The 26151-nt window shown below is 34.3% G+C and carries 18 protein-coding genes; 3 read left to right on the top strand and 15 right to left on the bottom strand.

The window, feature by feature from the left end:
* Nucleotides 1-104: 104 nt before the first annotated feature.
* Together C4S35_RS09320 and gltB are read right to left on the bottom strand one after the other, a co-directional pair.
* Nucleotides 105-1559 carry a glutamate synthase subunit beta gene (locus tag C4S35_RS09320; protein WP_103999913.1) on the bottom strand — a complete coding sequence of 485 codons (1455 nt, stop codon included), beginning with the start codon at nucleotides 1557-1559 and terminating at the stop codon, nucleotides 105-107.
* Between the two features lie 2 nt (nucleotides 1560-1561).
* Entirely contained in the window at nucleotides 1562-6079 is a 4518-nt protein-coding gene (gltB, locus tag C4S35_RS09315; RefSeq protein WP_103999912.1) for a glutamate synthase large subunit, read from the bottom strand.
* Nucleotides 6080-6485: 406 nt separating this feature from the next.
* Between gltB and sucC the strand changes: the two genes are divergently transcribed.
* Nucleotides 6486-7679, top strand: coding sequence for an ADP-forming succinate--CoA ligase subunit beta (gene sucC / locus C4S35_RS09310; RefSeq protein ID WP_103999911.1), 1194 nt, complete (start codon nucleotides 6486-6488; stop codon nucleotides 7677-7679).
* 231 nt (nucleotides 7680-7910) lie between these two features.
* Nucleotides 7911-9476 carry a protein adenylyltransferase SelO gene (locus C4S35_RS09305; protein ID WP_103999910.1) on the top strand — a complete coding sequence of 522 codons (1566 nt, stop codon included), beginning with the start codon at nucleotides 7911-7913 and terminating at the stop codon, nucleotides 9474-9476.
* A 63-nt stretch (nucleotides 9477-9539) separates the two neighbouring features.
* On the opposite strand, the gene C4S35_RS09300 is transcribed toward C4S35_RS09305, so the two are convergent.
* The 4 genes from C4S35_RS09300 to C4S35_RS09285 form a co-directional block, all read right to left on the bottom strand.
* Nucleotides 9540-10196, bottom strand: coding sequence for a Rossmann-fold NAD(P)-binding domain-containing protein (locus C4S35_RS09300; protein WP_103999909.1), 657 nt, complete (start codon nucleotides 10194-10196; stop codon nucleotides 9540-9542).
* 2 nt (nucleotides 10197-10198) lie between these two features.
* Nucleotides 10199-10666, bottom strand: a complete 468-nt coding sequence (locus C4S35_RS09295; RefSeq protein WP_103999908.1) for a DUF1456 family protein — start codon at nucleotides 10664-10666, stop codon at nucleotides 10199-10201.
* Nucleotides 10667-10741: 75 nt separating this feature from the next.
* Nucleotides 10742-11761 (bottom strand): dipeptide epimerase, encoded by a 1020-nt coding sequence (locus tag C4S35_RS09290; protein ID WP_103999907.1) that lies wholly within the window; start codon nucleotides 11759-11761, stop codon nucleotides 10742-10744.
* A gap of 56 nt (nucleotides 11762-11817) precedes the next feature.
* Nucleotides 11818-12630 carry an alpha/beta hydrolase gene (locus C4S35_RS09285; RefSeq protein WP_103999906.1) on the bottom strand — a complete coding sequence of 271 codons (813 nt, stop codon included), beginning with the start codon at nucleotides 12628-12630 and terminating at the stop codon, nucleotides 11818-11820.
* 51 nt (nucleotides 12631-12681) lie between these two features.
* Between C4S35_RS09285 and C4S35_RS09280 the strand changes: the two genes are divergently transcribed.
* The gene (locus C4S35_RS09280; protein ID WP_103999905.1) at nucleotides 12682-13083 is read left to right on the top strand and encodes an excinuclease ABC subunit B; all 402 of its coding nucleotides are present in this window, start codon (nucleotides 12682-12684) and stop codon (nucleotides 13081-13083) included.
* Here the strand turns inward: C4S35_RS09280 and uvrB are convergent.
* The 9 genes from uvrB to C4S35_RS16275 form a co-directional block, all read right to left on the bottom strand.
* The gene (gene uvrB, locus C4S35_RS09275; RefSeq protein WP_103999904.1) at nucleotides 13080-15071 is read right to left on the bottom strand and encodes an excinuclease ABC subunit UvrB; all 1992 of its coding nucleotides are present in this window, start codon (nucleotides 15069-15071) and stop codon (nucleotides 13080-13082) included. The genes C4S35_RS09280 and uvrB overlap by 4 nt on opposite strands.
* A gap of 128 nt (nucleotides 15072-15199) precedes the next feature.
* Nucleotides 15200-18232: a TonB-dependent receptor gene (locus C4S35_RS09270; protein WP_103999903.1), complete on the bottom strand. Its 3033-nt coding sequence runs from the start codon at nucleotides 18230-18232 to the stop codon at nucleotides 15200-15202.
* 217 nt (nucleotides 18233-18449) lie between these two features.
* Nucleotides 18450-19394, bottom strand: coding sequence for a 23S rRNA (adenine(1618)-N(6))-methyltransferase RlmF (gene rlmF, locus C4S35_RS09265; protein ID WP_103999902.1), 945 nt, complete (start codon nucleotides 19392-19394; stop codon nucleotides 18450-18452).
* Nucleotides 19395-19490: 96 nt separating this feature from the next.
* Nucleotides 19491-20153, bottom strand: coding sequence for a thiamine diphosphokinase (locus C4S35_RS09260; RefSeq protein ID WP_103999901.1), 663 nt, complete (start codon nucleotides 20151-20153; stop codon nucleotides 19491-19493).
* 268 nt (nucleotides 20154-20421) lie between these two features.
* Entirely contained in the window at nucleotides 20422-21246 is an 825-nt protein-coding gene (locus C4S35_RS09255) for a DUF4249 domain-containing protein (protein WP_341865128.1), read from the bottom strand.
* Nucleotides 21247-21248: 2 nt separating this feature from the next.
* On the bottom strand, nucleotides 21249-23657 hold the full coding sequence (locus C4S35_RS09250) for a TonB-dependent receptor (protein WP_103999900.1): 2409 nt from the start codon (nucleotides 23655-23657) through the stop codon (nucleotides 21249-21251).
* Between the two features lie 130 nt (nucleotides 23658-23787).
* The gene (locus C4S35_RS09245; protein WP_103999899.1) at nucleotides 23788-25011 is read right to left on the bottom strand and encodes an NADP-dependent isocitrate dehydrogenase; all 1224 of its coding nucleotides are present in this window, start codon (nucleotides 25009-25011) and stop codon (nucleotides 23788-23790) included.
* 285 nt (nucleotides 25012-25296) lie between these two features.
* A complete protein-coding gene (rplS, locus tag C4S35_RS09235; RefSeq protein ID WP_103999897.1) occupies nucleotides 25297-25647 on the bottom strand; it encodes a 50S ribosomal protein L19 in 351 nt (116 codons plus the stop codon).
* Nucleotides 25648-25850: 203 nt separating this feature from the next.
* Complete coding sequence (locus C4S35_RS16275) at nucleotides 25851-26069, bottom strand: four helix bundle protein (protein WP_341865129.1); 219 nt, start codon at nucleotides 26067-26069, stop codon at nucleotides 25851-25853.
* Nucleotides 26070-26151 lie beyond the last annotated feature (82 nt).

The raw sequence follows: 26151 nt of genomic DNA, 5'->3' as shown, positions 1-26151 counted from the left end.
TATTATAACAACTAGTCTCATTTATTTATTATTTGCAACTTTTATTTAAGTAAAAATCCCTTGATAAATATTTTTATCAAGGGACTGTAAAAAACTGTTTTTTATTATAAACTAGGTAAATCACCATTACCTTTAGTTGGCAAATTAGTAAATCCCATCAAATAATTATCTACTTCTCTGGCGGCTTCACGACCTTCAGATATTGCCCAAACAATTAGAGATTGTCCTCTTCTCATGTCGCCAGCAGTAAATATATGAGGAACATTTGTTTGATAATTATTTGCTTTGTAATTGCTTCTAAAGTCTACTTCCAATCCTAATTGATCACTTAATGTTTTTTCAGGACCAGTAAATCCAAGAGCTAATAAAGCTAAATCACAAGGCCATATTTTTTCGGATCCTTCTTTTTCAATCAGTTCAGGTCTTTGTCCTGCTGTCATTTTCCAGGCTACTTCAACCGTTTTTAATCCTGTTAATTCCCCTTTTTCATTTGAAATGAATTCTTTGGTATTAATCAGCCAATTTCTATTACAACCTTCCTCATGAGAAGAGGACGTTTTTAATTGTAATGGCCAAAAAGGCCAAGGAGTGGTTTCGCTTCTTCCGACTGGTGGTTTTGGTAAAATCTCAAAATTAGTTACCGATTTAGCACCGTGTCTGTTTGAGGTCCCAACACAATCTGAACCTGTATCTCCACCACCAATAACGATAACATCTTTACCAGTTGCTTTGATTTGATCCGGAATTGATTCTCCGTATATTACTTTAGTTTGTTGTGTTAAAAAGTCCATTGCCTGAACAACGCCTTTGCTTTCAATTCCTTTTGTTGGTAAGCTCCTTCTTTCCGTTGCACCACCACACAATACGATTGAGTCAAAAGAATTCAATTCTTCAACACTATAATTTACGCCAACATTTACATTAGTTTTAAAAGTAATTCCTTCGGCTTCCAGTACTTTAACGCGTCTGTCTATAATCCCTTTTTCTAATTTGAAATTTGGAATTCCATAACGTAATAAACCTCCTATTGCATTGTCTCTTTCAAAAACAGTAATGGTATGTCCCGCGCGATTTAATTGTTGTGCAGCTGCTAATCCAGCAGGACCGGAACCTATTACAGCGACTGTTTTCCCTGTTCTAACTTCGGGTGGTTGTGGTTTTATCCATCCCTCTGCAAAACCTCTTTCGATAATATTTTTTTCAATATTTTCAATAGCTACTGGTTCACTGATTATACCTAAAACACATGATTTTTCGCATGGAGCAGGGCATAATCTTCCTGTAAACTCTGGAAAATTATTGGTTGATTGCAAAATTTCCAATGCACTTTGCCATTCTTCCTGATGCACCATGTCATTAAAATCAGGAATTAAATTTCCTAATGGACAGGCACTGTGACAAAAAGGAATACCACAATCCATACATCTGGATCCTTGTTCTTTTATTTTATCTTTATCTAAAGCAATTGTAAACTCCTTATAATTTGATACACGTTCTTCTACAACTATATTACTTTCGTCAGTTCTATTATATTCTTTAAATCCACCTATCTTTCCCATAACTATAGTGCTATTAGTTCTTCAATTTTTTTTTCTTGTGACAATCTCTGCAATGCTTTTTTGTAATCAGTCGGCATTACTTTAATAAAAAAGTGGCGTTGATTTTCCCAATCTTCTAAAATCCTTTTTGCCAAAGGGCTATTGGTATACATAGAATGATTTTTTATCAAGCGTCTCAATTTAGTAAAATCATCTTCTTCGAATATATCAAAAGCGACCATTTCCATATTACATAAGGTGGCGTCGAATTTTTTATTTGGATCAAAAACATAGGCAATACCACCGCTCATTCCTGCAGCAAAATTTCTTCCTGTTTTTCCTAGAACTACAACAGTTCCTCCAGTCATGTACTCACATCCATGATCTCCAATTCCTTCAACAACTGCTGTTGCTCCAGAATTTCTCACACAAAAACGTTCACCTGCCATTCCATTTATGTATGCTTCACCAGTAATTGCTCCATAAAGTGCAACGTTACCAATGATAATATTTTCCTCTGGCTTGAAAGTGGCAGATGGTGGTACTTTAATAATTAATTTAGCTCCAGAAAGGCCTTTTCCTAAATAATCATTACAGTTTCCATGTATTTTAAAGGATAAACCATTGGTTGCAAAAGCACCAAAACTTTGTCCGGCTGAGCCCTCAAAATCAACTAATATCGTGTCTTCAGGCAAGCCTTGAGCACCATATATTTTAGAAATCTCATTACTTAATATAGCTCCAACGGAACGATCAGTATTTTTAATTTTAAAAGTAACTCTGGTTCTTTCTTTTCTATAAATAGAAGGAATAGCTGCTTTAATAATATCAAAATCAAGTACGTGCTCCAGTGCATGGTCTTGTGAGATGGTATTGTGGTTTGGAACCACTTTAGCTTTTTCTGGTTTGTATAAAATGGAAGACAAATCTAATCCACTTGCTTTATAATGTTTGATGGCTTTATTGACATTCAATTTTTGCGATTGTCCGACCATTTCTTTTAATGTTCGGAATCCTAATTGTGCCATGATTTCTCTCAACTCCTCAGCAATAAAATACATAAAGTTGATGATGTGTTCCGGCGTTCCTTTGAAATTTTTTCTCAATTCGGGATCTTGTGTTGCAATACCAACTGGACAGGTGTTCAAGTGACACGCTCTCATCATTATACAGCCGGACGCTACTAAAGGCGCGGTTGCAAAACCAAATTCTTCAGCACCAAGTAAAGCAGCAATGGCTACATCACGTCCTGTTTTCAATTGCCCGTCACATTCTAAAACTACGCGACTTCTTAAATCATTTAATATTAATGTTTGTTGCGCTTCTGCTAAACCAAGTTCCCAAGGAATACCGGTATGTTGTAAAGATGTTAATGGTGCAGCTCCGGTTCCACCGTCGTATCCAGAAATCAAGATTACATCGGCTTTTGCTTTAGCAACACCGGCAGCGATTGTTCCAACACCGACTTCAGAAACTAATTTCACATTAATTCTCGCTTCACGATTGGCATTTTTTAAATCAAAAATTAACTGTGATAAATCTTCAATAGAATAAATATCGTGGTGTGGCGGTGGAGAAATTAATCCAACATAAGGCGTTGAATTTCTTACTTCAGCAATCCAAGGCACTACTTTTTCACCTGGTAACTGTCCTCCTTCACCCGGTTTTGCACCTTGAGCCATTTTTATCTGAATCTCTTTGGCATTTGTCAAATAGTTGATAGACACTCCAAATCTTCCTGAAGCAACTTGCTTGATAGCACTATTTCTGGAATCACCATTTAAGTCTTTTTGGAAACGTTTAGGATCTTCTCCACCTTCTCCAGAATTACTTTTTCCGCCAATTCTATTCATGGCAATTGCCAAGTTTTCGTGGGCTTCCTGACTGATAGATCCATAAGACATCGCTCCGGTTTTGAATTTTTTTACAATTTCTGTCCAAGGTTCTACTTCGTCAATAGAAATTGGATCCAAATTATTGAATTCAAATAAACCTCTAATAGTCATTAGATTTTTGCTTTGGTCATTGACCATATTTGCATATTCCTTATAACTTTCCGGACTGTTTAATCGCACAGCTTGTTGTAATTTAGAAATCGTCGTTGGGTTAAACATGTGTTTTTCACCAGTTCTTCTCCATCTGTAGATTCCTCCAATTTCAAGCGACAATAAATTAGCCACTTTTGAATCTGGAAAAGCTTTTTGGTATCTTTTTTTGATTTCTTTTTCCACTTCCATTAGACCAATCCCTTCAATTCTGGAAGGTGTATAAGGGAAATATTTCGAAGTGAATGTTTTATTTAATCCTAAAATTTCAAAAATTTGTGCCGCTCTGTACGAATGTAAAGTAGAGATACCGATCTTGTTCATGATTTTCAGAATCCCTTTTGCAATAGCTTTATTGTAATTTTTAATAGCATAATCCGCTTTTACATTAGTAATAAAACCTTGGTTAACTTGGTTATGAATGATTTCATTTACCATGTAAGGGTTTATTGCGCTTGCGCCGTAACCAAACAGTAAGGCAAAATGATGTGGTTCACGTGGTTCCGCAGATTCAATTATAATTCCAAATTTCGAACGAACTTTTAAAATATTAAGTGAATGATGAATGTAAGAACAAGCTAATAACATTGGTATTGGAGCCATTTTTTCACTCACGCCTCTATCAGAAATGATTACGATATTACAACCTTCTGAAACTGCTTTAAAAGTAGCTTGAACCGCTCTTTCCAACGCTCGTTCTAAACCATTTACCCCTTTTTCGATATCGTATAAAGTAGAAATCGTCACCGATTTGAAATCAGTATGATTGATATTTCGTACTTTATCCAAATCCTCATTTGAAATAACCGGATTTTGAATTTTTAATTTCTTGCAATGTTTTGGAACAATATCAAAAATGTTATAATCGCCACCAATTGCTAAACTAATATCAGTAATAATTTCTTCACGAATACCATCCAATGGCGGATTAGTAACCTGAGCAAACAATTGTTTGAAGTAGTTGTACAAAAGTTGTGGCTGATCAGATAAAACGGCTAGTGGCGTATCATTACCCATAGAGCTCAAAGGTTCAACACCTTGAATCCCCATTGGGTTTATGATTGTTTTTAAATCTTCTATGGTATAACCAAATAAGCGCTGTCTCGTTTCAAAATCGACATTCTCTATTGGAATTGCATTATCAGTATAAGGAATTTGAGATAATTGCAATAAATTTTCGTCTAACCATTTTTTATATGGACGTTTCGTTGCGACAGCATTTTTTATCTCATCATCTTCAATGATTCTACCTTCGTTCATGTCCACCAAAAACATTTTTCCGGGTTCTAAACGACCATGTTTAATCACATCTTCTGGTTTGATGTCAAGAACACCAATTTCTGAAGACATGATAACGAAACCACTTTTTGTCAATGTATAACGAGAAGGCCTCAAACCATTCCTGTCTAATAAAGCACCAATAACATTTCCATCTGTAAACGGAATAGAAGCGGGCCCATCCCAAGGTTCCATGATGCAAGCATTATATTCGTAAAATGCTTTTTTATCTTCCGACATGGTTTGGTGTTTTTCCCAAGCTTCAGGGACAACCATCATCATCGCTTCGGGTAAGGAACGTCCAGTCATTAATAACAATTCGATTACCATGTCCATCGAAGCTGAATCTGATTTACCTTCTAATATAATAGGAAACAGTTTTTTGATATCGTCACCAAAAACATCGCTTTTCATCAACTCTTCACGAGCACGCATTCTGCTGATGTTACCACGAAGCGTATTTATTTCTCCATTGTGACACATATATCGGAAGGGCTGAGCCAATTCCCATGAAGGAAAGGTATTCGTCGAAAATCGTTGGTGAACTAAAGCCAGTCTGGTCACTAAGTCATCATCTAATAAATCAGTATAGTATCTGCTGATGTCTTCCGGCATCAACAAACCTTTATATATTATTGTGGTTGTAGAAAAACTGGAAAAATAGAACATGTGGCTTTCTGAAATTCTTGAATTTCCAATAGCGTGTTCTGCAATTTTTCTGGCAGCAAACATTTTGGCATTGAACTGTTGTTCCGTAAGATCTAATCCATTTTTGCCAACAAAGACTTGTTTAACTGTTGGTTCTTTCTCCCCTGCAATTTGCCCTAAATTAGTAGCATCTACAGGAACATCTCTCCATCCTAATATTTCTAAATTTTGATCTTGTATAGAAGTTTCAAAAGTTGTTTTGCAAAAAGCTACTTGGTTTGTACTTTTTGGCATAAAAACCATTCCTACTGCATATTGTCTTACTTCTGGGATTTCAAAATCACAAACTTTTTTAAAAAAAGCATGAGGAATATCAAATAAAATTCCTGCTCCATCTCCAGTTCTACCATCAGCACTCACAGCTCCACGATGCTCTAATTTTATTAAAATATCTAATGCTTTGTGTATAATGTCATTGGACTTAATTCCATTTAAATTGCAAATAAATCCTGCGCCGCAATTGTCGTGTTCAAATTCGGGCAAATAAAGGCCTTGTTCTTTAACTTTCATGCTAAATATTTTTTTACAAAATTAAATATTTGTTAGCATATAATGGGTGTAAATGCCAAAACAGGTCTATTTTTACAGGAATAACAGAAAACACTTTAATAAATCGTAATAACGATATTATAACACTTCCGAAATGATTTATTGATAAAAAGGGAACCCACAAAAAGCATTAACGCTTGTTATTTTGAAAGAAATAGTTTACTTCCTATTTCTTTAAAAGTTTTATAACAAATTAGCGCACAAATTTTAAATTTTATTTTTTTAATCCAAGGTTGGGCTAGTGTAAAATAAACATACTAAATGTTGCATATTAAATTGAAAAAAAAATAACAGTTCTGTTTAATTTTGCTATTTTTGTGGCACTTTTATTCTGAAAGAAATTCAGAAGCCAGACAAATTCTATATTATGAACATACACGAATATCAAGGAAAAGAGATTTTAGCTAGCTACGGAGTTCGCATTCAACGCGGAATCGTTGCTAATAGCCCAGTAGAAGCTGTTGCTGCTGCAAAACAATTAACTGCCGAAACGGGTACAAGTTGGTATGTTGTAAAAGCCCAAGTTCATGCAGGTGGACGTGGAAAAGGTGGTGGAGTGAAACTTGCCAAAAATTTACAACAAGTTGAAGAGATTTCAGAGCAAATCATCGGAATGCAATTGATTACACCTCAAACTTCTGCTGAAGGTAAAAAAGTACACAAAGTTTTAATCGCGGAAGATGTATATTATCCTGGCGAAAGTGAAACTTCAGAATTTTATGTTTCTGTTTTATTGAATAGAGCTACAGGTCGTAACATGATTATGTATTCTACTGAAGGTGGAATGGATATTGAAGAAGTTGCGGAACACACTCCTCATTTGATTTTTACGGAAGAAATTGATCCTTCTGTTGGATTGCAAGGTTTTCAAGCAAGAAGAATTGCTTTTAACTTAGGCCTTTCAGGAAATGCTTTTAAAGAAATGGTAAAATTTATTGATTCTTTATATAATGCATATATTGGATCAGACGCTTCGATGTTTGAAATCAATCCGGTTTTAAAAACATCTGATAATAAAATTATGGCTGTAGATGCTAAAGTAAATATCGATGATAATGCTTTATACAGACAAAAGAAATATGCTGATATGCGTGACATTCGTGAGGAGAACCCAATCGAGGTGGAAGCAAAAGAAGTAGGATTAAACTATGTAGATCTTGACGGTACAGTAGGATGTATGGTGAACGGAGCTGGTTTAGCAATGGCAACAATGGATTTAATTAAATATGCTGGTTTTGAGCCTGCTAACTTCCTTGACGTAGGTGGAACTGCTGATGCAAAACGTGTTGAAACTGCTTTCCGTATTATCTTAAAAGATCCTAACGTAAAAGCAATTTTGATTAATATTTTTGGTGGAATCGTTCGTTGTGACCGCGTGGCTCAAGGAGTTGTTGATGCTTACAAAAATATGGGTGATGCAATTAAAGTACCAATCATTGTTCGTTTACAAGGTACAAATGCAGCTATCGCAAAAGAATTAATTGATAATTCAGGAATGCCAATTTTATCTGCTGTTGAATTTCAAGAGGCAGCTGATCAAGTTAAAGCAGCACTTTCTTAATTAGAAAATAGTTATATATATAAAATCCTGTTTGCTACGGCGAACAGGATTTTTTTTGTTATAAATTTATATGCTGATCAATATAGTATAGTAAGTTTTTTCTGTTTATAAATAAAATTACTTTGGTTATAAAATAAAGTTATTATAAGAATTCATTTATGTGTAGCGTATCCAATACCTTTACATTATTCTAACATTAAGTATTTCTAGTTCATATTAATCTGTTACCAAATGAAACTCCATATTCAAAATAATTTCACGACTGAATTGCCTGCGGATTCCAATGAAATCAATGTTCCAAGACAGGTTCATCAAGCTTGTTATTCGTATGTGTTGCCAAAAAAACCTTCAAATCCTTCGCTAATTCATGCTTCAACCGAAGTGGCGAATGCTATTAGTCTTTCTCAAGAAGATTTACTTTCAGCTGATTTTTTAAATACTTTTTCAGGAAGTACCGTTTATTCAGGCACGAAACCGTATGCTTTGAATTATGCCGGACATCAATTTGGAAATTGGGCAGGACAATTAGGAGATGGTCGTGCCATTAATCTTACTGAAGTTGTTAATGAAATTAAGACATTAACATTGCAGCTAAAAGGAGCAGGGCCAACACCATATTCGCGTACAGCAGATGGTTTTGCGGTTTTGCGTTCTTCCATCCGGGAGCATTTATGTGCTGAAGCGATGCATTATTTGGATGTTCCAACAACACGCTCGCTTTCGCTAATGCTTTCTGGAGATCAAGTATTGCGTGATGTAATGTACAATGGAAATCCGGCCTATGAAAAAGGCGCCATTGTTTGTAGAGTGGCTCCATCTTTTATCCGTTTTGGAAGTTTCGAATTATTTGCTTCCCGACAAGATCATGTTAATCTCAAATTATTGACAGATTTCACCATCAAACATCATTTTCCTCATATTAAAATAGAAGGTGTCGAAAAATATCTTGCTTTTTTTCAAGAAGTTACCCAAACTACGCTGAACATGATTGTACACTGGCAACGCGTAGGTTTTGTTCATGGAGTTATGAATACTGATAATATGTCTATTCACGGCATCACCATTGATTATGGACCTTACGGTTGGTTGGAAGACTACAATTCCGGTTGGACGCCTAATACAACGGATAGCCAACATAAAAGATACCGTTTTGGCAATCAACCTGAAATTGCGTTATGGAATTTGTATCAATTGGCCAATTCTTTGTATCCATTGATTGAAGATGCAAAACCGCTTGAAGCTATTTTAGATACTTTTAGCATTGATTACGAAAAACAGTATTTGAATATGATGCAAAACAAACTCGGTTTCCAAATCAAAAAAGAACAAGATGTAGTTTTGATTCAGAGTTTAACTCAATTACTTGAAAAGGTAGAAACAGACATGACCATTTTCTTTAGAAACTTGAGTAATGTTACTAAAAATAATACCATACTAACCGCTTTCAATTCCATAAAAGACGCTTTTTATAACGAAAAGGATTTGGATGAAACTATCTTGAAAGGTTGGCACGATTGGTTTGAGATGTACACCATTCGAATCAATGAAGAAGCTCATTCAAATTCTGAAAGAAAAGAGCAAATGGATCAAGTGAATCCAAAATATGTATTACGAAATTATATGGCGCAATTGTGTATTGATGACGCGGATAAGGGTGACTATGCTTTGCTAAACGAATTATTTGAGATGCTTAAAAATCCGTACGACGAACAACCGAATTCGCAAAAATGGTTTGCCAAAAGACCCGATTGGGCCAGAGATAAAGTAGGGTGTTCTATGTTAAGCTGTAGTTCTTAAAGTTTTTATGACAAAATATTATATAAAAAATCCTGAACTCTCATTCAGGATTTTGATATTGTATTAGTTTCCAATTTCTTGAATCACATCTGATTCATAAATTTTAAAACCTTTATTGTTTGTTTGAGCAATTTTCAAAAGTGCTTTGGCCACTATTTTGCTTTCGATAGGTTTGTATTTTTTTAAGTTTCCAAGAAATAAGAAGGAAAGTGTTTTCATAAAAAAGGCACCTACTTTTTCTCCTAATCTAAATTCATTTCGGTTTCCCAAAAGAAGGGAAGGTTGTAATATTGCAACGCTTTCAAAATTACAATCCTTAAGAAAATCTTGAATTTCTCCTTTTGTTTTCAAATAGAAATTTCCGGAATTTGCATGAGCACCAAGAGATGAAATAATCAAGAATTGTTTGACTTTATTTAGCAAAGCAAAAGCGGCAAACTGTTTTGGATATCCAAAATCTACTTTTCTAAAATCTTCTTTACTTCCTGCTTTTTTGATTGTTGTGCCAATGGTACAAAAGAAATCATCGCCAATAACTAAATCTTTAAAGGTTTCCGGCTTGTCAAAATCAATGATGTGTTGCGTTAATTTTGGATGCTTTATTCCTGCATCTCTTTTTACAAAAGTGATCACTTTTAGATAATCATTGCTATCTAAAAGTAAATTCAATAGTTCTGAACCTATTAAACCGGTGCTTCCAATAATCAAAGCTGTTTTCACTGTTATGATTTTTTATTTTTACCGAAGTTGAATTTTACTTTTTCTACAACCTGAACTTTTGGAGCTCCCTTTGAAAATTGTTTTTTGAACGGTTTTTTAGCTGCAGGTCTTGATTTTGAAGGTGCTTCATCACCTCTTGATTTTTCTTCGTCTCTTGGTTTTGCCTTAAATTCGGGTCTGTCTTTAGATCCTTCTTTTGCAGGAATTTGAGCTTTGTGTTTGGCTAAAACATCATTTGGGTTTTTTGGATTTTCTTTCGTTCCACGCAAGTGAATTACCAAAGCATTTAGGAAGTTACGCAACACCTGGTCACCACATTCCATATAGTTTTCATGTTTTTCATCACGGAAAAAAGCACCTAATTCTGATTTAGTGATTCTAAAATCTACTAATTCTAATATTTCAACTATTTGATCATCACGTAACATTAAAGCTACACGAAGTTTTTTAAAGATATCGTTATTTGTCATCATATTCTAATTTTTTACAAAGGTACGGTTTAAAAGCAATTAGACCACATTTTTAGATTTAGAATTGGTGCACTTTCAAAGGACCTTAATTAAAGTTACACCGGTACCATTTAGTTCAGAATAGGTTATTTTACCATAATCAATTATAACTCCAGTTGCAATATCTTCTGCTAAAAGTAATGCGCCGTCCATATCTACATAATCTAATTGGGGTAATAAATGAGCAATCGCAGAAATCCCTACAGTTGATTCGGTCATGCAACCCACCATTGTTTTCAAACCGAATTTCTTTGCTTCCTCGATCATTCGTCTTCCGGGAGTTAATCCGCCACATTTCATTAATTTGACATTCACTCCATGAAAATGCTTGTGACATTTGGCCACGTCTTCTTCAATAATACAACTTTCGTCAGCTATAATTGGTAAAACAGAGTGTTTGTAAACTTCCTTGTGTCCTTCCCAATTGTCCGCTTTCATAGGTTGTTCCAAGAATTCTACTCCCAATTTTTTTAACTCAATTGCATTATTAATAGTTTCTTCAACTCCCCAACCACAATTAGCGTCGATTCTAAAAATAGCATTGGTATGTTTTCGAAGCTCTTTAACAATGGCAATATCTTCTTTGGTACCCAGTTTTATTTTATAAATTGGCCAAGGCAATTCCTTCATTTTAGAAACCATTTTCTCTATAGATCCAATTCCAATTGTATAATCAGTTAATGGATTTTTGTCTGTGGTATAATTCCATAACTCGTATAATTTCTTTCCTTTTTTGCGCGCGTATAAATCAGTATACGCCATATCCAAAGCGCACAAAGCAAACATATCTTCTTTTAAATGCGGGTGAATTTTTGCCCAAAATTCTTCCGGAGTTTCATCTGTAGTGTTTTCGATGATGCTGCGGATTTTCTCTAAATCCTGCATCATCACTGGAACCGTTGTCTTGTAATAGGGATTAGAAGTTGCTTCGCCAAAACCTGAAAAACCGTCATTTTTTAATTCAACAATTATAGACGGCTGAAAGTCTATAGATTTTCTTGAAATCGTAAATGTATGTTTTAATTTGAGGTTGTATTCTCTCAAGATTAGTTCCATTTGAATGGGATTTTAAAATTTTAAATCAATGTATTTTTCTTTAAATGAATAAGTATTTAATAGCCGAGCCATAAAATTGCTTTTACAAAACCATCGCGCCATAACTTTTCATTGTGTTGTCCTCCTTTTACAATTTTCTTTTCGTTTAAATTAAGGCAATAACATCTCTTACTATTAATGATATATTCCATTTTATTGAGGTCGCTAACCATAGAATCATCATCTCCTTCTTTATCTCCACAAAGGAAATAATATTTCGTTTTTTGTTTTTTATTTTTTTCTTCTAATTCAAAAATTTCCTTGCGGTTAATCCAAAAAGCGGGCGAGAAAACACCTGCTTTACCAAACACTTCGGGATATTTTAAAGTGGCATAAAAGGAAGTCAAACCTCCTAAAGAACTTCCCATAATAATGGTGTTTTTCTTTTTGGTTTTGGTTCTGTAGGTTTTGTCAATTTGCGGCTTTAGCGTTTTAACAATAAATTGTAAATAATTATCCGCTTTTCCGCCGCCATATTTTTCATTTTTATAGGGAGTTAATTCTGCTAAACGTTTTTCATTTCCATGTTCAATTCCTACTACAATAACTTGTGCTTTTAAGCTGTCCAGTTTTTCATCGACATTCCATTCACCCGAATAGGAAGTTTTTTCATCGAATAAATTTTGGGCATCGTGCATATAGATTACTGAAAATTTCTTTTTTGAGGTCGAATAATTTTTCGGTAAATAAATCCAAATTTTCTTAGAAGTTTGAAGTTGGGGTGCATCAATACTAAAAGTAGAAACTTGTTTTGAAGCAGTACTCTCCTGAGCTATTATATTGGTAGATATTAAAAAGAAAAGGATTAGTAATGTAAGTATTCGAATCATTAATTTGTGATTTAATTTAAAAACAATATTTTAGCTAAAAATAATAATTTGATGAATACTTACGAAGAAAAAAGAAGTTTACTTTTAGAAATGATTGCGTTTTCTACTGTTGACGGACATTTGCACAAAAGAGAATATGATTTTTTGTACATAGTAGCTAATGAATTGAATATTGAAAAAGACGTTTTCAAGGATTTATTTCACCAAGAACTTCCTAAACTAGTAATTAAAACAGAGTTTCAACGCATTCAACAATTTTATCGTTTGGCTTTATTGATGCACGCGGACCATATTTTGCATAAAAAAGAAGAAACTGCTATTCAGCAAATAGCAGTCGATATGGGATTAAATCCAATAGCTACAAAACGGATTCTTAAGTTGATGAAGCAAGCACCAAATGCAATTATTGATGGAGAGATTTTATTGAATGTTTTTCAAGAGCAGCAAAACTAAGTCAATTGTTCCTGTAATCTCTTAATGTCATCACGTAGTTTTGCTGCCTGCATAAAATCCAATTCTTTGGCAGCTTTTTCCATTGATTTTCGTTTTTCTCTGATAGTTTTTTCAATCTCAGATTTCGATAGATATAAATTTTCAGGTTCTGCGGCACTATTCAAAGCGTAACCTAATTCATAATCCGCAAGAGGATTTTTGGTAAACGCGCTCTCGATTTTTTTATTTAAGGCTTGAGGTACCAAATTATTTATAGTATTATAATTAATTTGCTTGGTTCTGCGATAATTAGTTTCATCAATGGTTTTTTGCATGCTATTGGTAATTTTATCAGCATACATTATCGCTTTTCCGTTCAAGTTTCTTGCTGCACGACCAATTGTTTGCGTAAGCGAACGATGACTTCGTAAAAAACCTTCTTTGTCTGCATCTAAAATTGCCACCAATGAAACTTCTGGTAAATCCAAACCTTCCCGAAGTAAATTCACGCCAATTAATACATCAAAAATTCCTTTTCGCAAATCTTGCATGATCTCTATTCGTTCCAAAGTATCTACTTCAGAGTGAATATAACGGCAACGAATATTGACCTTAGTCAAATATTTGGCCAATTCTTCCGCCATTCTTTTGGTTAAAGTAGTCACTAAAACACGTTCATCAATTTCGGCTCGAACTTGAATTTCTTCAATTAAATCATCGATTTGGTTTAAACTTGGTCTGATTTCAATTATGGGATCCAATAATCCAGTAGGACGAATTACTTGTTCTACAACAACGCCCTCTGTTTTTTGCAATTCATAATCAGCTGGTGTTGCCGAAACATAAATCACCTGGTTTTGCATGGCTTCAAATTCTTCAAACTTCAAAGGGCGATTGTCCATTGCTGCCGGAAGTCTAAAACCATATTCCACTAAATTTTCTTTTCGGCTTCTGTCTCCGCCATACATGGCGCTGACCTGTGACAGTGTGACGTGGCTTTCATCGACAACCATTAAGTAATCTTTTGGAAAATAATCCAATAAACAGAAAGGTCTGGTTCCGGGTAAACGTCCATCAAGATAACGGGAATAATTTTCAATTCCGGAACAATAACCAAGTTCACGAATCATTTCCAAATCAAAATTGGTTCGTTCTTCTAATCGTTTTGCTTCGAGATGTTTGCCAATTTCCTTGAAATAATCAACTTGTTTTATCAAATCCTGTTGAATTTCCCAAATGGCACCTTGCAGTACATCTGGGGAAGTCACAAACATATTGGCTGGATAAATCGTTAGTTTATCAAATTTTTCAAGGACTTTAGAATTCTTTGGGTCGAAACTTTCAATTTCTTCGATTTCATCACCAAAGAAATGAACTCGAAATGCCTCATCTGCATAACTGGGATAAATATCTACTGTATCTCCTTTTATTCTGAAACTTCCAGGGTTAAAATCGGCTTCTGTTCTGGAATATAAACTTTGCACCAGTTGATGCAATAATTTGGTTCTAGAAATAATTTGTCCTTTCTCAATCGGAATTAAGTTTTTCTGAAATTCAACAGGATTTCCAATACCATACAAACACGAAACTGATGCCACTACTAAAATATCTCTTCGTCCGGAAAGCAACGAAGCAGTGGTTGACATTCGCATTTTTTCCAGTTCTTCGTTGATGGATAAGTCTTTCTCAATAAAAACACCGGTTACGGGCATAAAAGCTTCGGGCTGGTAATAATCGTAATAAGAAACGAAATATTCCACAGCATTATTCGGGAAGAATTGTTTGAATTCCGAATATAATTGTGCTGCCAACGTTTTGTTGTGTGCTAAAACTAATGTTGGTCTTTGCACCTCCTGAATCACATTGGCAACGGTAAATGTTTTTCCAGATCCGGTAACTCCTAAAAGTGTTTGGAATTTATCACCATCAATAATCCCTTGAGTCAATTTTTCAATCGCTTGAGGTTGGTCGCCCTTCGGCTGGTAATCAGATACTACTTGGAAATTCATTTAAAACAAGGACAAAGGTTTAGAGGAACAAAGGTACAACGTTTGGATTCTTTTTTTACCTAAGTTTAAGCCAAAAAAAAGCCATCAACTTTTTGTTGATGGCTTTCCTTTATATAAAAGATGTTTTTCTAGAAACTGAAGCTTAATCTGGCAAAAACAAAACGACCGTTTTGACCAAATTGAGATGTGTTTCTTGAATATACAAATTGATTTGCATTAGATAAATCAATGTAATTATTTGAAGAAGTAGTTGGGGAATAAGTTACAGCTCCATTTGCATCAATTCCAGAAGCTCTTTTTGCAATTGTTTGAGGTCCTAAATTGAAAGTTGGAAAAATATCAAAAATATTATTTGCTCCTACAACAATTTTTGTTGCAGTAGTAATTTTAAATCCTACTGACAAATCAGTAATGATTTTTGCAGCCCATACTGGGTGCTCGTTTTCAACTACTTTTCCATTTACAACAATTGCATTGATAGTTCCGTCTCCATTTGCATCAGCTATGTTTGGATCAGTTACTTCACCAAAATAAACGTTTCTCAAGAAGAAATCAAATTTTTTATAAGCAAGTGAGTTGGTTAAATTTGCTTTAACTCTTGGCACTGCTTCTTGAAGATAAATTCTTGAGGATTCAGAATAGTATTTGTTTATTTGGCCTGCTGCTTCTAATATTGGTGATGCGTGAATTGAACCGACTCTTTTTGTATTAGAAATAGTACCAGATAAATCAGTTTTTAAAGATAAGCCTTCACCTAAACTTGTTTTATGGCTAATTACAACATCAATTCCTTTTGATTCCGTGTCAATTGCATTCGCAAAGAAAGTTGCTGCAGTTGCTCCTGCGGCATCAAAATAAGGTTTTGTAACAGCATTGGAAGTAAATTGATCCGTAAGAACAACTCTGTCATTTATTTTAACAACATAGACATCAGCTGTTAAAGTAATATTTGCGTCAGGTATTTTTGCAGTAAATCCAACACTGGCACTTTTAGATTCTTCTTGTTTTAATGTTGGAATTCCTAAAGCTTTTGCAACTGGAGAATCATTGCTAAAAGTTCCAACTTCAAATGGGACACCGCCTACAAATTGAGTCGCTGTTGAATTAAAATAGATCTGATGTAACGATGGCGCTCTAAATCCTGTTGAAACGGCCCCACGTAAATTGATATTATTCGTCAGTTTGTAACGAGATGCCACTTTGAAATTAGTTGTATTTCCAAAATCAGAATAATTCTCAAAACGAAGCGCGCCATTAACTAACCATTTGTCAGTAAGGTCTAATTCTAAATCAGTATAAACAGCTACACTATTACGTCCCTTGTCAATTGCATTTGCGGGTCTGAAACCTGGGAATACTTGTGCTCCACCTGGTCTATTAGCACCGTAAAAATCAGTAACTTTAATATTAGCAGGTGTTGTCCCCGTAACTACTGTTCCATTGATGTCGTATAGGTTATATGAATCTGGTTCACCAGCAGTGATATTAAAGTTTTCATGTCTGTATTCAGCACCAAACGCAACGTTCAGCCCTTTCATAACATCAAATTTTCTATTCATATCAAAATTGGTAGTATTTTGAGAGAAACCTAAACCTCCAGCATCAAACTGAGTAGCAGATTTTTCTCTTAAGGAAGCATTAACCGTGTTTTCAATATTATAGTCAAAAGTATTTTTTCCAAAAGTATTACTTAAATCAAAATTCCAATTTTCGAATAAAAGACCTCTAAGACCAGCGGCTACTGATACATCGCCGATTGTAGAATGAATCTCTGGCAAAAATCCGTTTGGATATAAACCGGTATATGATCTGGCTTGATTTGGTTTTCTGTAAAAACCTGCAGCTTCTCCAGTTCTATAGCTAGTTCCGCCAAACGCATACACTTCTAATTTATCATTGATTGGGTAAGCGGCGTTCAAAAAGAATTGCGCGCTTTTCAAAGAAGATTGTCCCACTCTCATATTAAAATCTTTTCTTTCAAGACCTCTATACGCTAATTCTCCAGCTGTAGCATCAAAATTTAATGCCGTTTGCATTTGAGAAATAGTGGCAGCTCCGGTTATGGCCGTTTGTTGCGCCGCTGTAAAATAGCTTACTTGTGGAGCATATTGCTTTATTGTTGTAAGTATTTGAGCAGTATTTGGAGTATTGGTAATGTTCCCGAAAAGAGCATTAATATTAGTTCCAGCAGCAGTGGCTCTTTGTTCAACCGCATTATAGGCATTTAATAAATTTCCTGTGACATCGTTAGCTCTACTTGTTGCATCTCTAAGTTGAAAGCTTGCGGTTGCATTGATAAAACTTTTCTCTTTACCAAGACCTGTTCCATAATTTAAGTCTAATTGGTAATTAGCACCGTCAATACCACCAGTGTGGTCATTAGCTCCTTTTGAAGCATTTCCTCCTCCAAAAAGAGCGACATCTAATTTATTGGTATTTTTCTTTACATTAATGTTGATTACTCCTGCAATAGCATCAGAACCATATTGTGCGGAAGCTCCATCTCTTAATACTTCGATTTTTTCGATAGCAAAAGCAGGAATTGCATTTAAGTCCGTTCCTACAGAACCTCTTCCAGGGGAACCATTAATATTTACTAAAGAAGAAGTATGCCTTCTTTTTCCGTTAACCAATACCAATACTTGATCTGGACCTAAACCTCTTAGTTGCGCAGGGTCAATGTGATCCGTTCCATCAGCTACAGTCGTAGTATTTGATGTAAACGATGGTGCAACCATATTCAAAATTTGATTTAAGTTAACTTGTGGTCCTTGTGAAGCAATTTCTTTCATGCTGATCACATCAATTGGTACAGCAGATTCTGTGACCGTTCTTGTAGGATTACGGGAACCTATTACTACAACATCCTGTAATGTTTCTCCGCTTCCCATCAAAGTAACGTTTAATGTAATTCCTGTTACGGTTACCGATTTAGTTTCCAGTCCCACATATGAAAATTGTAAAACATCCCCTGTTTTTGCAGTAATTGTAAACTTACCGTCAGCATCTGTAGTTGTGCCCTTGGTAGTTCCTTTAAGGAGTACAGTGGTACCTGGCAAAGTACCATTAGACTCATCAGTTACGACTCCTGAAACTTTCATTTCTTGGGCAGTTAAGCCTGCCGAAAAAAGAAAGGTTAGAATAAAAAATAATTTTTTCATTTTTGGTTTTTTAAGATTGTAACGGCTAAATTACTACTAAAATAACGTTAATTTTTATAAAATAATCACTAAAAATGCTAATTGATATATTATCAATTTTTTGAATTATTTAATAGGAAAAATAAAAAGATTTGTTCGTTATTTTAAAATATGATAATTATCTTATGGTAGATAATTTTTGAGAACAAGCAATAATAATGAGAATGAAAAATGTTGCTTAAAATTTCCACGCTTTCTGTTGGGTCTCGCTCAAAAAAGTCCAGGCAACTATCCGGCTTGTTTTTTGGCCTTGAGCCATATCAATTGTTTTTACCGCTACCGCACTAACTTTATTTAACGTTTTGTAAATACTGGAAAGATTGTCTTTTTTGGAAACCAAAGTAGTAAACCACAAACATTGCATTGGATATTTAGCACTTTCGTAAATCATTTGTGTAACAAAACCTAACTCGCCACCTTCACACCACAACTCTGCATTATGTCCGCCAAAATTCAAAACGGGTTTTGTGGTTTTTGTGTTTTCTAAATTGTTTATTTTTCGCACCGAACTTTTTGTAGCTTCATCCTGCGAAGCATGGAAAGGAGGGTTGCAAATAGTGAAAGTAAATTTGTCTTCGGGAGTGATTATATTTTTAAAAATAAAACGGGATTCCGTTTGTAATTGTAAACTAACCGTGTCAATTAACTTTGGATTTGCAGCAATAATTTTTTTACAATTTTGAATAGCATTTTCATCAATGTCAGTACCGACAAAACTCCAGCCGTAAGCAGCATTGCCTATTATCGGGTAAATACAATTCGCACCAATACCGATATCTAAACCTTGAACTGATTCTCCTTCTGGAATGATTCCGTTATTGCTTGAAGCTAATAAATCAGCTAGATAATGAATATAATCAGCTCTTCCAGGAATGGGGGGACAAAGATAGTTTTTAGGAATGTCCCAATCTTTTATGTCGTAATGATTGATCAATAATCCTTTGTTTAATGCTTTTACAGCAGCTGGATTACTAAAATCGATAGTTTCTATATTGTGTTCATTTACAGCAACAAAATTTTTTAATTCGGGATTTTCTTTGATCAATTGTTCAAAATTATACCCAAATCTATCAAGATTTCTCGGATGTATGTTAATTTTTTCGGTAATTGTTTTCGGTTTCATTTTTTATATTTCGGTGCAAAGGTAGGCAATCTCTTTTTGTCAAAATCAGAAGATGAATTTAATAAACAAAAGAGGATAAAAATTTCTATTTTAATATCAATCTATACATTCCATCATCAATAAATCACCTTGTTGATGTTCAATAGTGACAATTCCATCTTTGGTGACATGATTGCTGCTTCCGGTTCTGTAGCCAATAGTTAAACTGTCATCTTTCAATGGATAAAATAAATTGTCAGAATGAATTCCAGTGACATGGCCAATAGGAATTAGAGAAATAGGCGTATTTGCTGTGTACCATTTTTCAAATTTGTTGGGTAACAAAAATATTTTTGAATGGTCGTCCAGAATAACAATTTTTAATAAATCTCGATATCTGACAATGTTTGTCAAATTGGTTATCGTATGATCTGCTCTTCTGCCAGTTGCCCAAACTACATTTACGGCTGGAATTTTTTTTTGAATTAAATAATCAAATGCTTTTTCCAGATCAGTTTTATCCTGATCCGGAGTATGGATAATCTCTATGGGATATTGGGAGGTTTTATATTTTTCTGGATTAAATCCTCGGTCGAAATCACCTAAAAGCACATCGACTTTGATATCTAATTGCATGACTCTTTCCATTGCAGAATCTAATACAATTACCAAGGGAGACCATTCTAATAATTGCCCTAATAATTCCGGATGACATGCAGCGCCATTAGCAATTATTAAAGCTGGTTCTTGGTCGTCGCGAACAATGTGGTGTGAGGACATGAAGGTGTAAGATTTAGGGTGGCTGATTTTAAATTTATGATGTAAAAGTAAATAAAAGTTATCATTTTACTCCTCATGGAAATAACTTGGATTACTGCATTATGCATCTATTTTTATCGGAGTTCAGTGAACTAGGTTTGCATTAAAAAAAAATAGGTTTTAAACTTTAGTTTTGTGCCAGTAGAAGAGCGACCAAAGGAAGTTCCTGATACGGGCTAGAAAACTGTTTAGAACCTGTTTTGTATAATGAATAGCTGAAAAAAGCTCCTTATTGTATCGTGTAATTTTTGATGTCAACTTCGCTAACCGAAAAATAACCCAAAGGATAATCCGCAGAATTGGTGGTGTTAACGATATTTCCTCGAACTGTTGCGGGCGGAGATTGGAACGGACCTCCGCCATTATTTCCGGCAATGCTGACCAGAACGCTCATGTAATTATAATAAGCTTTTGAAATACCATAATGGATGACTTCTATCTTGTCGCCAACTTTCAAATCATTATTTTGGGAAATGCTAAAGAATTTGTTTCCATTAAAAAATTCATCCTGATCTACGTAAAAATTCGACTTTACCTGGTTTGAATAGACGTATTTGTAGAGGTAATAATTCTTTTCATTAGCTGGATCAAGATAATAAGTTTTGATTTCTATGGAATTTCCTGTGAATCCACCATTGTTGTTTTGAATGACTTCTGTTATTGGAGCGACCGATTTTAAAGATTCACTGGCGCTGTAAGTTGCACCATTACTAATGATAGTCAACGTGTACATCTCATTTAAGACAGGAATAAAATTAGTGCAAACGTATTCTCCTTTTATTACCGATTCAGTAAAATTAAAAATAGTGTTAGAGCTATTTTTTATGTAAACAATGGCTCCTGAAACTTTTGGAATTATAGCGCTGTAAAAATCAGTCGTTGTAGTCAGCGTTATTTTTTGTTGGTTTCCTGACGTTCCTTTTTTCCAGTTTATAGATGCTTCTATTACTAATTTTGGCGCAGCTTTATTCAAATCTACTGGAATAACATCTTCACAGCTATTTAAAAACAGGGCCATTACAATTACTAAAAAGAGTATTATTTTGTTCATCATAATTAAAATTTGAAGTTATAACTAACGGCTGGAACCATTCCGAAAATGGAAGTTTTCACCGCCTCATTAGCTCCTGTATCTGTATTTTGTCTGAAATTGATGGAGGCCGCATTCTTACGATTGTACAAATTATAAATACTAAAAACCCATTCTCCTTTCCAGTTTCTGTCGGCATTTTTTCTTGGTGTCAATGTTGCTGCAATATCAAGATGATGGTAAGCCGGAAGTCGATTTTTGTTTCTCAAACCATAACTTGGAACAGTTATTCCAAGGTAGTCGTATTGTCCATTTGGATACGTTACGGGTTGTCCGGTTTGTAAAGAAAAATTGGCTCCAAAAGACCATTTTTCATTCAAATTATACGAACTGGTAATGGCAATATTATGTAATTTATCATATACTGAATTGTACCATGCTCCGTTGTTAATTCCTGTTTCAACTGCTGTTCGTCCGGGAGTTTGTTGCTCTGATTTGGATAAAGTATAGGAAATCCAACCGTTCAATTTGCCTTCATTTTTCTTTAACATCACTTCTAATCCGTACGATCGTAGTTGGCCGTTAAGGATCACTTGTTCAATGGCTTTGTTAGCAATCAAATTTGCGCCGTCAATATAATCCAATCGATTTTTCACTTTCTTGTAATACGTTTCTACTTCAAGTGAATACATGCCGTCTTTAAAATTCTTGAAATAACCCAAAGCTACCTGATCAGCAATTTGTGGTTTTATAAAATTGTCGCTTGGCGTCCAGACATCCAGTGGAGTAGGAGATGAGGTATTTGAAATTAATTGTAAATATTGAATCATTCTGTTGTAGCTGGCTTTTACAGATTGGTCGTCATTGATTTGATAGGCAAATGAAAAACGAGGTTCCAGATTATTAAAACTTTCCACAACTTTATTCTTGTCATAGAATTTAGTTCCTGTAGGAGTCGCTTTTTCATAAATCTGTAAATTTGGATTGAATGTTACCGGATTCCCATTTTCATAAATATTTACGGTTGATTGTCCTAAACGGTAAAACATGCTGTAACGAAGTCCATAAGAAAGTGATATTTTATCCGATATTTCATGCTCAGCATTAATGTATAAGGCGGGTTCAAAAGCGTATTTTTTATCTAATTGATCAAAATTAATTCCAGAATTGGCATCAGATGGTTTGATGGTTCCCGGATTAAAATCGTAATAAATAGCATTTACACCATAATTCAATTTGAATGTATCTGAAATATAATTTTTGAAATCGTATTTAATATTATAATTCTTGATGCCGGAATCCCATTTAAAACCTACAAAATCAAGATCTAAACCATAATAATAGTCACTATAAATCAGGGATAAATTAGAGAATAATTTATCTGAAAACAAATGATTCCAACGAAGATTTAAAGTGGAGTTTCCATAAATATTAGTAAAACTTTTGTTTAAGCTAAAAACATCTCTTCCAAAATATCCTGATAAATACAAGTTGTTTTTCGGATTCAGTTTATAACTCAATTTAGCATTCAAATCATAGAAATAAGCAGCGTTATTTTTTTGCTCTTCGGACAGTTTCAAGAATAAATGAGCATAGGAACTTCTGCCACCAATAAGGAAAGAACCCTTGTCTTTTACTAATGGTCCTTCGGCCAAAATCCTGCTGGAGATTAATCCTATTCCTCCATTGACATGAAATCCTTTGCTGCTGCCGTCCTTTTGATAAATATCCAATACAGAAGAAGCCCTTCCTCCAAAACGAGCTGGGATTCCACCTTTGTATAACTTTAAATCTTTAATTGCATCCGGATTAAAAACAGAGAAAAAACCAAAAACATGGGAGGAGTTAAATATGGTTGCTTCGTCCAATAATATTAAATTTTGGTCTGCACCGCCACCGCGAACATTAAATCCGGAAGCCCCTTCGCCAGCATTCGTGACACCGGGAAGCAATAAAATAGATTTTAGAACATCAACTTCACCAAGTACAACCGGCATTCTCTTAATGGTGGAAATTGAGAGTTTGTTGACGCTCATTTCTGGTTTTCGAATGTCAGTTTTAGTTTTATTTTCGATAATTATAACTTCTTTCAGCGCCGTTTCATTACTGAATAGCTTAAAATTATTTTTTATGTTTTGGTTTAAATTTATGGATTCGTCAATGTTCTGGTATCCCAAATAACTGATTTGAACTGCATAAATTCCTTGTGGTAAAGTAATGGAGTAAAACCCATATTCATTGGTAGTAACGCCAGTTTTTAACTCTGGGATAATAATGTTTACGCCAATTAACGTTTCGTTACTGTTCGCATCTGTTATGATTCCGCTTAACGTGAATTTTTGCTTCGCGAGGTCGCGTATGTTTGTGTCTTGTGAAAAAGAAGTCAGAGAAGATAATAAAAGAATAAAAAAGGCAATATTTTGCTTAGTAATCATTTCTTAGATTTAGATTTACAAAGGTCATTAAACGGAAGCTAATTCTTGTTTAACAAATGTTAATGTATTGCTAAGATAAAAAAAAGACAACCGTTTCGGGTTGTCTTTTGTGATGTATGAAGAAAATAGTTTATGCTAATTTAGCATCTAAATTTTCTTTTATAGCTGCTAAAAAATTCTCAGTAGTCAAGTAATCAGCTTCAGTCAATCCTTCAGGTTTAACTAACATCGCTAAATCTTTAGTCATTTTTCCGCTTTCAACAGTGTCGATACAAACTTGTTCTAAGGCATGACAGAAATCAATTAATGGTTGATTTTCGTCTAATTTACCTCTATGCTCCAATCCTCTAGTCCAAGCAAAAATAGATGCAATTGGATTAGTAGAAGTTGCTTTTCCTTGTTGGTGTTGTCTAAAGTGTCTTGTAACTGTTCCGTGAGCTGCTTCAGCCTCTACCGTTTTTCCATCAGGAGTTACTAATACAGAAGCCATTAATCCTAATGAACCAAATCCTTGTGCAACAGTGTCAGATTGTACATCACCATCATAGTTTTTACAAGCCCAAACAAAACCGCCACTCCATTTCATTACAGAAGCAACCATATCATCGATTAATCGGTGCTCGTAAGTAATTCCTGCGTCAACGAATTGAGTTTTATAATTTTTTTGGTAAACTTCTTCAAAAATATCTTTGAAACGCCCATCATACGCTTTCAAAATTGTGTTTTTAGTAGAAAGAAATAATGGCCATTTTTTTGTCAAAGCCATTTGGAAAGAAGAATGAGCAAAACCATAAATGCTTTCGTCCGTGTTGTACATTGCCATAGCAACTCCATCACCTTCATAGTCGTAAACTTCCCAAGTTTTTGTTTCGCCTTCTTCAGGAACAAAAGTCATGGTTAATTTTCCTTTACCTTTAATAACAGTATCAGTTGCTTTGTATTGATCTCCAAAAGCGTGACGACCAATAACAATCGGCTGCGTCCATCCTTGTACATAACGAGGAACATTTTTCATGATAATTGGTTCACGGAAAACTGTACCACCTACAATATTACGGATAGTTCCGTTTGGTGATTTCCACATTTTCTTTAAACCAAATTCTTTTACACGATCTTCATCAGGAGTAATGGTAGCACATTTAATCCCTACATTGTATTTCTTTATTGCTTCTGCAGAATCAATAGTAATTTGATCATTAGTTGCATCTCTATTTTCAATTCCTAAATCGTAATATTTAATGTCTAAATCTAAATAAGGAAGAATTAGTTTTTCTTTAATAAAAGACCAAATAATTCGTGTCATTTCATCTCCATCCAATTCAACTACTGGGTTGGCTACTTTAATTTTTGTCATAATGTATTGATGTGTAATTTATTTATTTTAACTACGTGGCTACAAATATAATAAAACGTTATCGTAAAAGGAAATACGTTTTCATTAAGTTTTTTTGTTTATATTGAATTATGAAATTATTGTTTTTGTTCTAATTAAAAGAGAATATGAAAAATATAATATTATTTTTTTATCAAATAAAAACTCAATAAAACTTATAAAAAGTATAAAGGAACATATTTTAATTTGTGCCAAAAAAAAAGTCCCGACAATGTCGAGACTTTTTTATAATAAAGAGATATAAAACTATCTTCTTTTGTCTTTAATTTTAGCTTTTTTACCAGTAAGTTCTCTGAAGTAGAAAATTCTAGCTCTACGAACTGCACCTTTTTTGTTGATTTCAATTTTTTGCAAAGCTGGCAAGTTAACTGGGAAGATACGCTCAACTCCAACAGCACCTGACATTTTACGAATAGTAAAAGTTTCTGTATTAGCAGAACCTCTTCTTTGAATAACAACACCTTTAAAAAACTGAGTTCTAGTTTTTTCACCCTCTTTAATTTCGTAGTAAACAGTGATTGTATCACCAGCTCCGAATACAGGGAAATCTTTTCTAGCTACTAATTCGTCTTGAACGAATTTCATTAAATCTGCCATGATATTTTTAATTATGGTTTTTGTATCAAATCAACATTCGCGGATCTCGCCAGAGGTTAATCTGAATTTGGGTGCAAAAATACGACTTTTGTTTTAATTTACAACTTTTATTTTAAGTGTTCAGTCGCAGTCGCAGTTTTCAGTCACAATTGACTTCAATTAGAGTAATAGATTAAATTTTACATCCAAATTTATCAGGGTTACTAATCATGTAATTTACCAATTTCAATAGTTTTGGTATTTAAATTATTATTGGTTTCAATATTTATATATTCACATTTTAGAGAGAATTCCAACCAGACATTTGTTTCTGAATTTTTAGCATCACTATCGGTTAATTTACTGATGAAATGATTAGTATAGCGTCTTTTTCTGCATCCTTCTGCAATGTTAGCAGAAACACTTCTCCAAGAATGTTTAATTTGGTCTGGGTGAGAATATTTTTCTTCTTTTAAAAATGATTTCGATAACTAAAAGATATCCATTGCCAACTGAAACGACTTC

The organism is Flavobacterium urumqiense (assembly GCF_900108015.1).
Lineage (GTDB): Bacteria > Bacteroidota > Bacteroidia > Flavobacteriales > Flavobacteriaceae > Flavobacterium > Flavobacterium urumqiense.
This window is presented reverse-complemented; position numbering and strand designations above follow the sequence as displayed.

Coding starts and splice junctions, on each gene's coding strand:
- C4S35_RS09305 (WP_103999910.1), top strand. CDS start 7,911: ATGAAACTCCATATTCAAAATAATTTCACGACTGAATTGCCTGCGGAT.
- C4S35_RS09290 (WP_103999907.1), bottom strand. CDS start 11,761: ATGGAACTAATCTTGAGAGAATACAACCTCAAATTAAAACATACATTT.
- C4S35_RS09280 (WP_103999905.1), top strand. CDS start 12,682: ATGAATACTTACGAAGAAAAAAGAAGTTTACTTTTAGAAATGATTGCG.
- C4S35_RS09245 (WP_103999899.1), bottom strand. CDS start 25,011: ATGACAAAAATTAAAGTAGCCAACCCAGTAGTTGAATTGGATGGAGAT.
- C4S35_RS09255 (WP_341865128.1), bottom strand. CDS start 21,246: ATGATGAACAAAATAATACTCTTTTTAGTAATTGTAATGGCCCTGTTT.
- C4S35_RS09250 (WP_103999900.1), bottom strand. CDS start 23,657: ATGATTACTAAGCAAAATATTGCCTTTTTTATTCTTTTATTATCTTCT.
- C4S35_RS09295 (WP_103999908.1), bottom strand. CDS start 10,666: ATGACAAATAACGATATCTTTAAAAAACTTCGTGTAGCTTTAATGTTA.
- C4S35_RS09285 (WP_103999906.1), bottom strand. CDS start 12,630: ATGATTCGAATACTTACATTACTAATCCTTTTCTTTTTAATATCTACC.
- rplS (WP_103999897.1), bottom strand. CDS start 25,647: ATGGCAGATTTAATGAAATTCGTTCAAGACGAATTAGTAGCTAGAAAA.
- gltB (WP_103999912.1), bottom strand. CDS start 6,079: ATGAAAGTTAAAGAACAAGGCCTTTATTTGCCCGAATTTGAACACGAC.
- C4S35_RS09320 (WP_103999913.1), bottom strand. CDS start 1,559: ATGGGAAAGATAGGTGGATTTAAAGAATATAATAGAACTGACGAAAGT.
- rlmF (WP_103999902.1), bottom strand. CDS start 19,394: ATGAAACCGAAAACAATTACCGAAAAAATTAACATACATCCGAGAAAT.
- C4S35_RS09270 (WP_103999903.1), bottom strand. CDS start 18,232: ATGAAAAAATTATTTTTTATTCTAACCTTTCTTTTTTCGGCAGGCTTA.
- sucC (WP_103999911.1), top strand. CDS start 6,486: ATGAACATACACGAATATCAAGGAAAAGAGATTTTAGCTAGCTACGGA.
- uvrB (WP_103999904.1), bottom strand. CDS start 15,071: ATGAATTTCCAAGTAGTATCTGATTACCAGCCGAAGGGCGACCAACCT.
- C4S35_RS09260 (WP_103999901.1), bottom strand. CDS start 20,153: ATGTCCTCACACCACATTGTTCGCGACGACCAAGAACCAGCTTTAATA.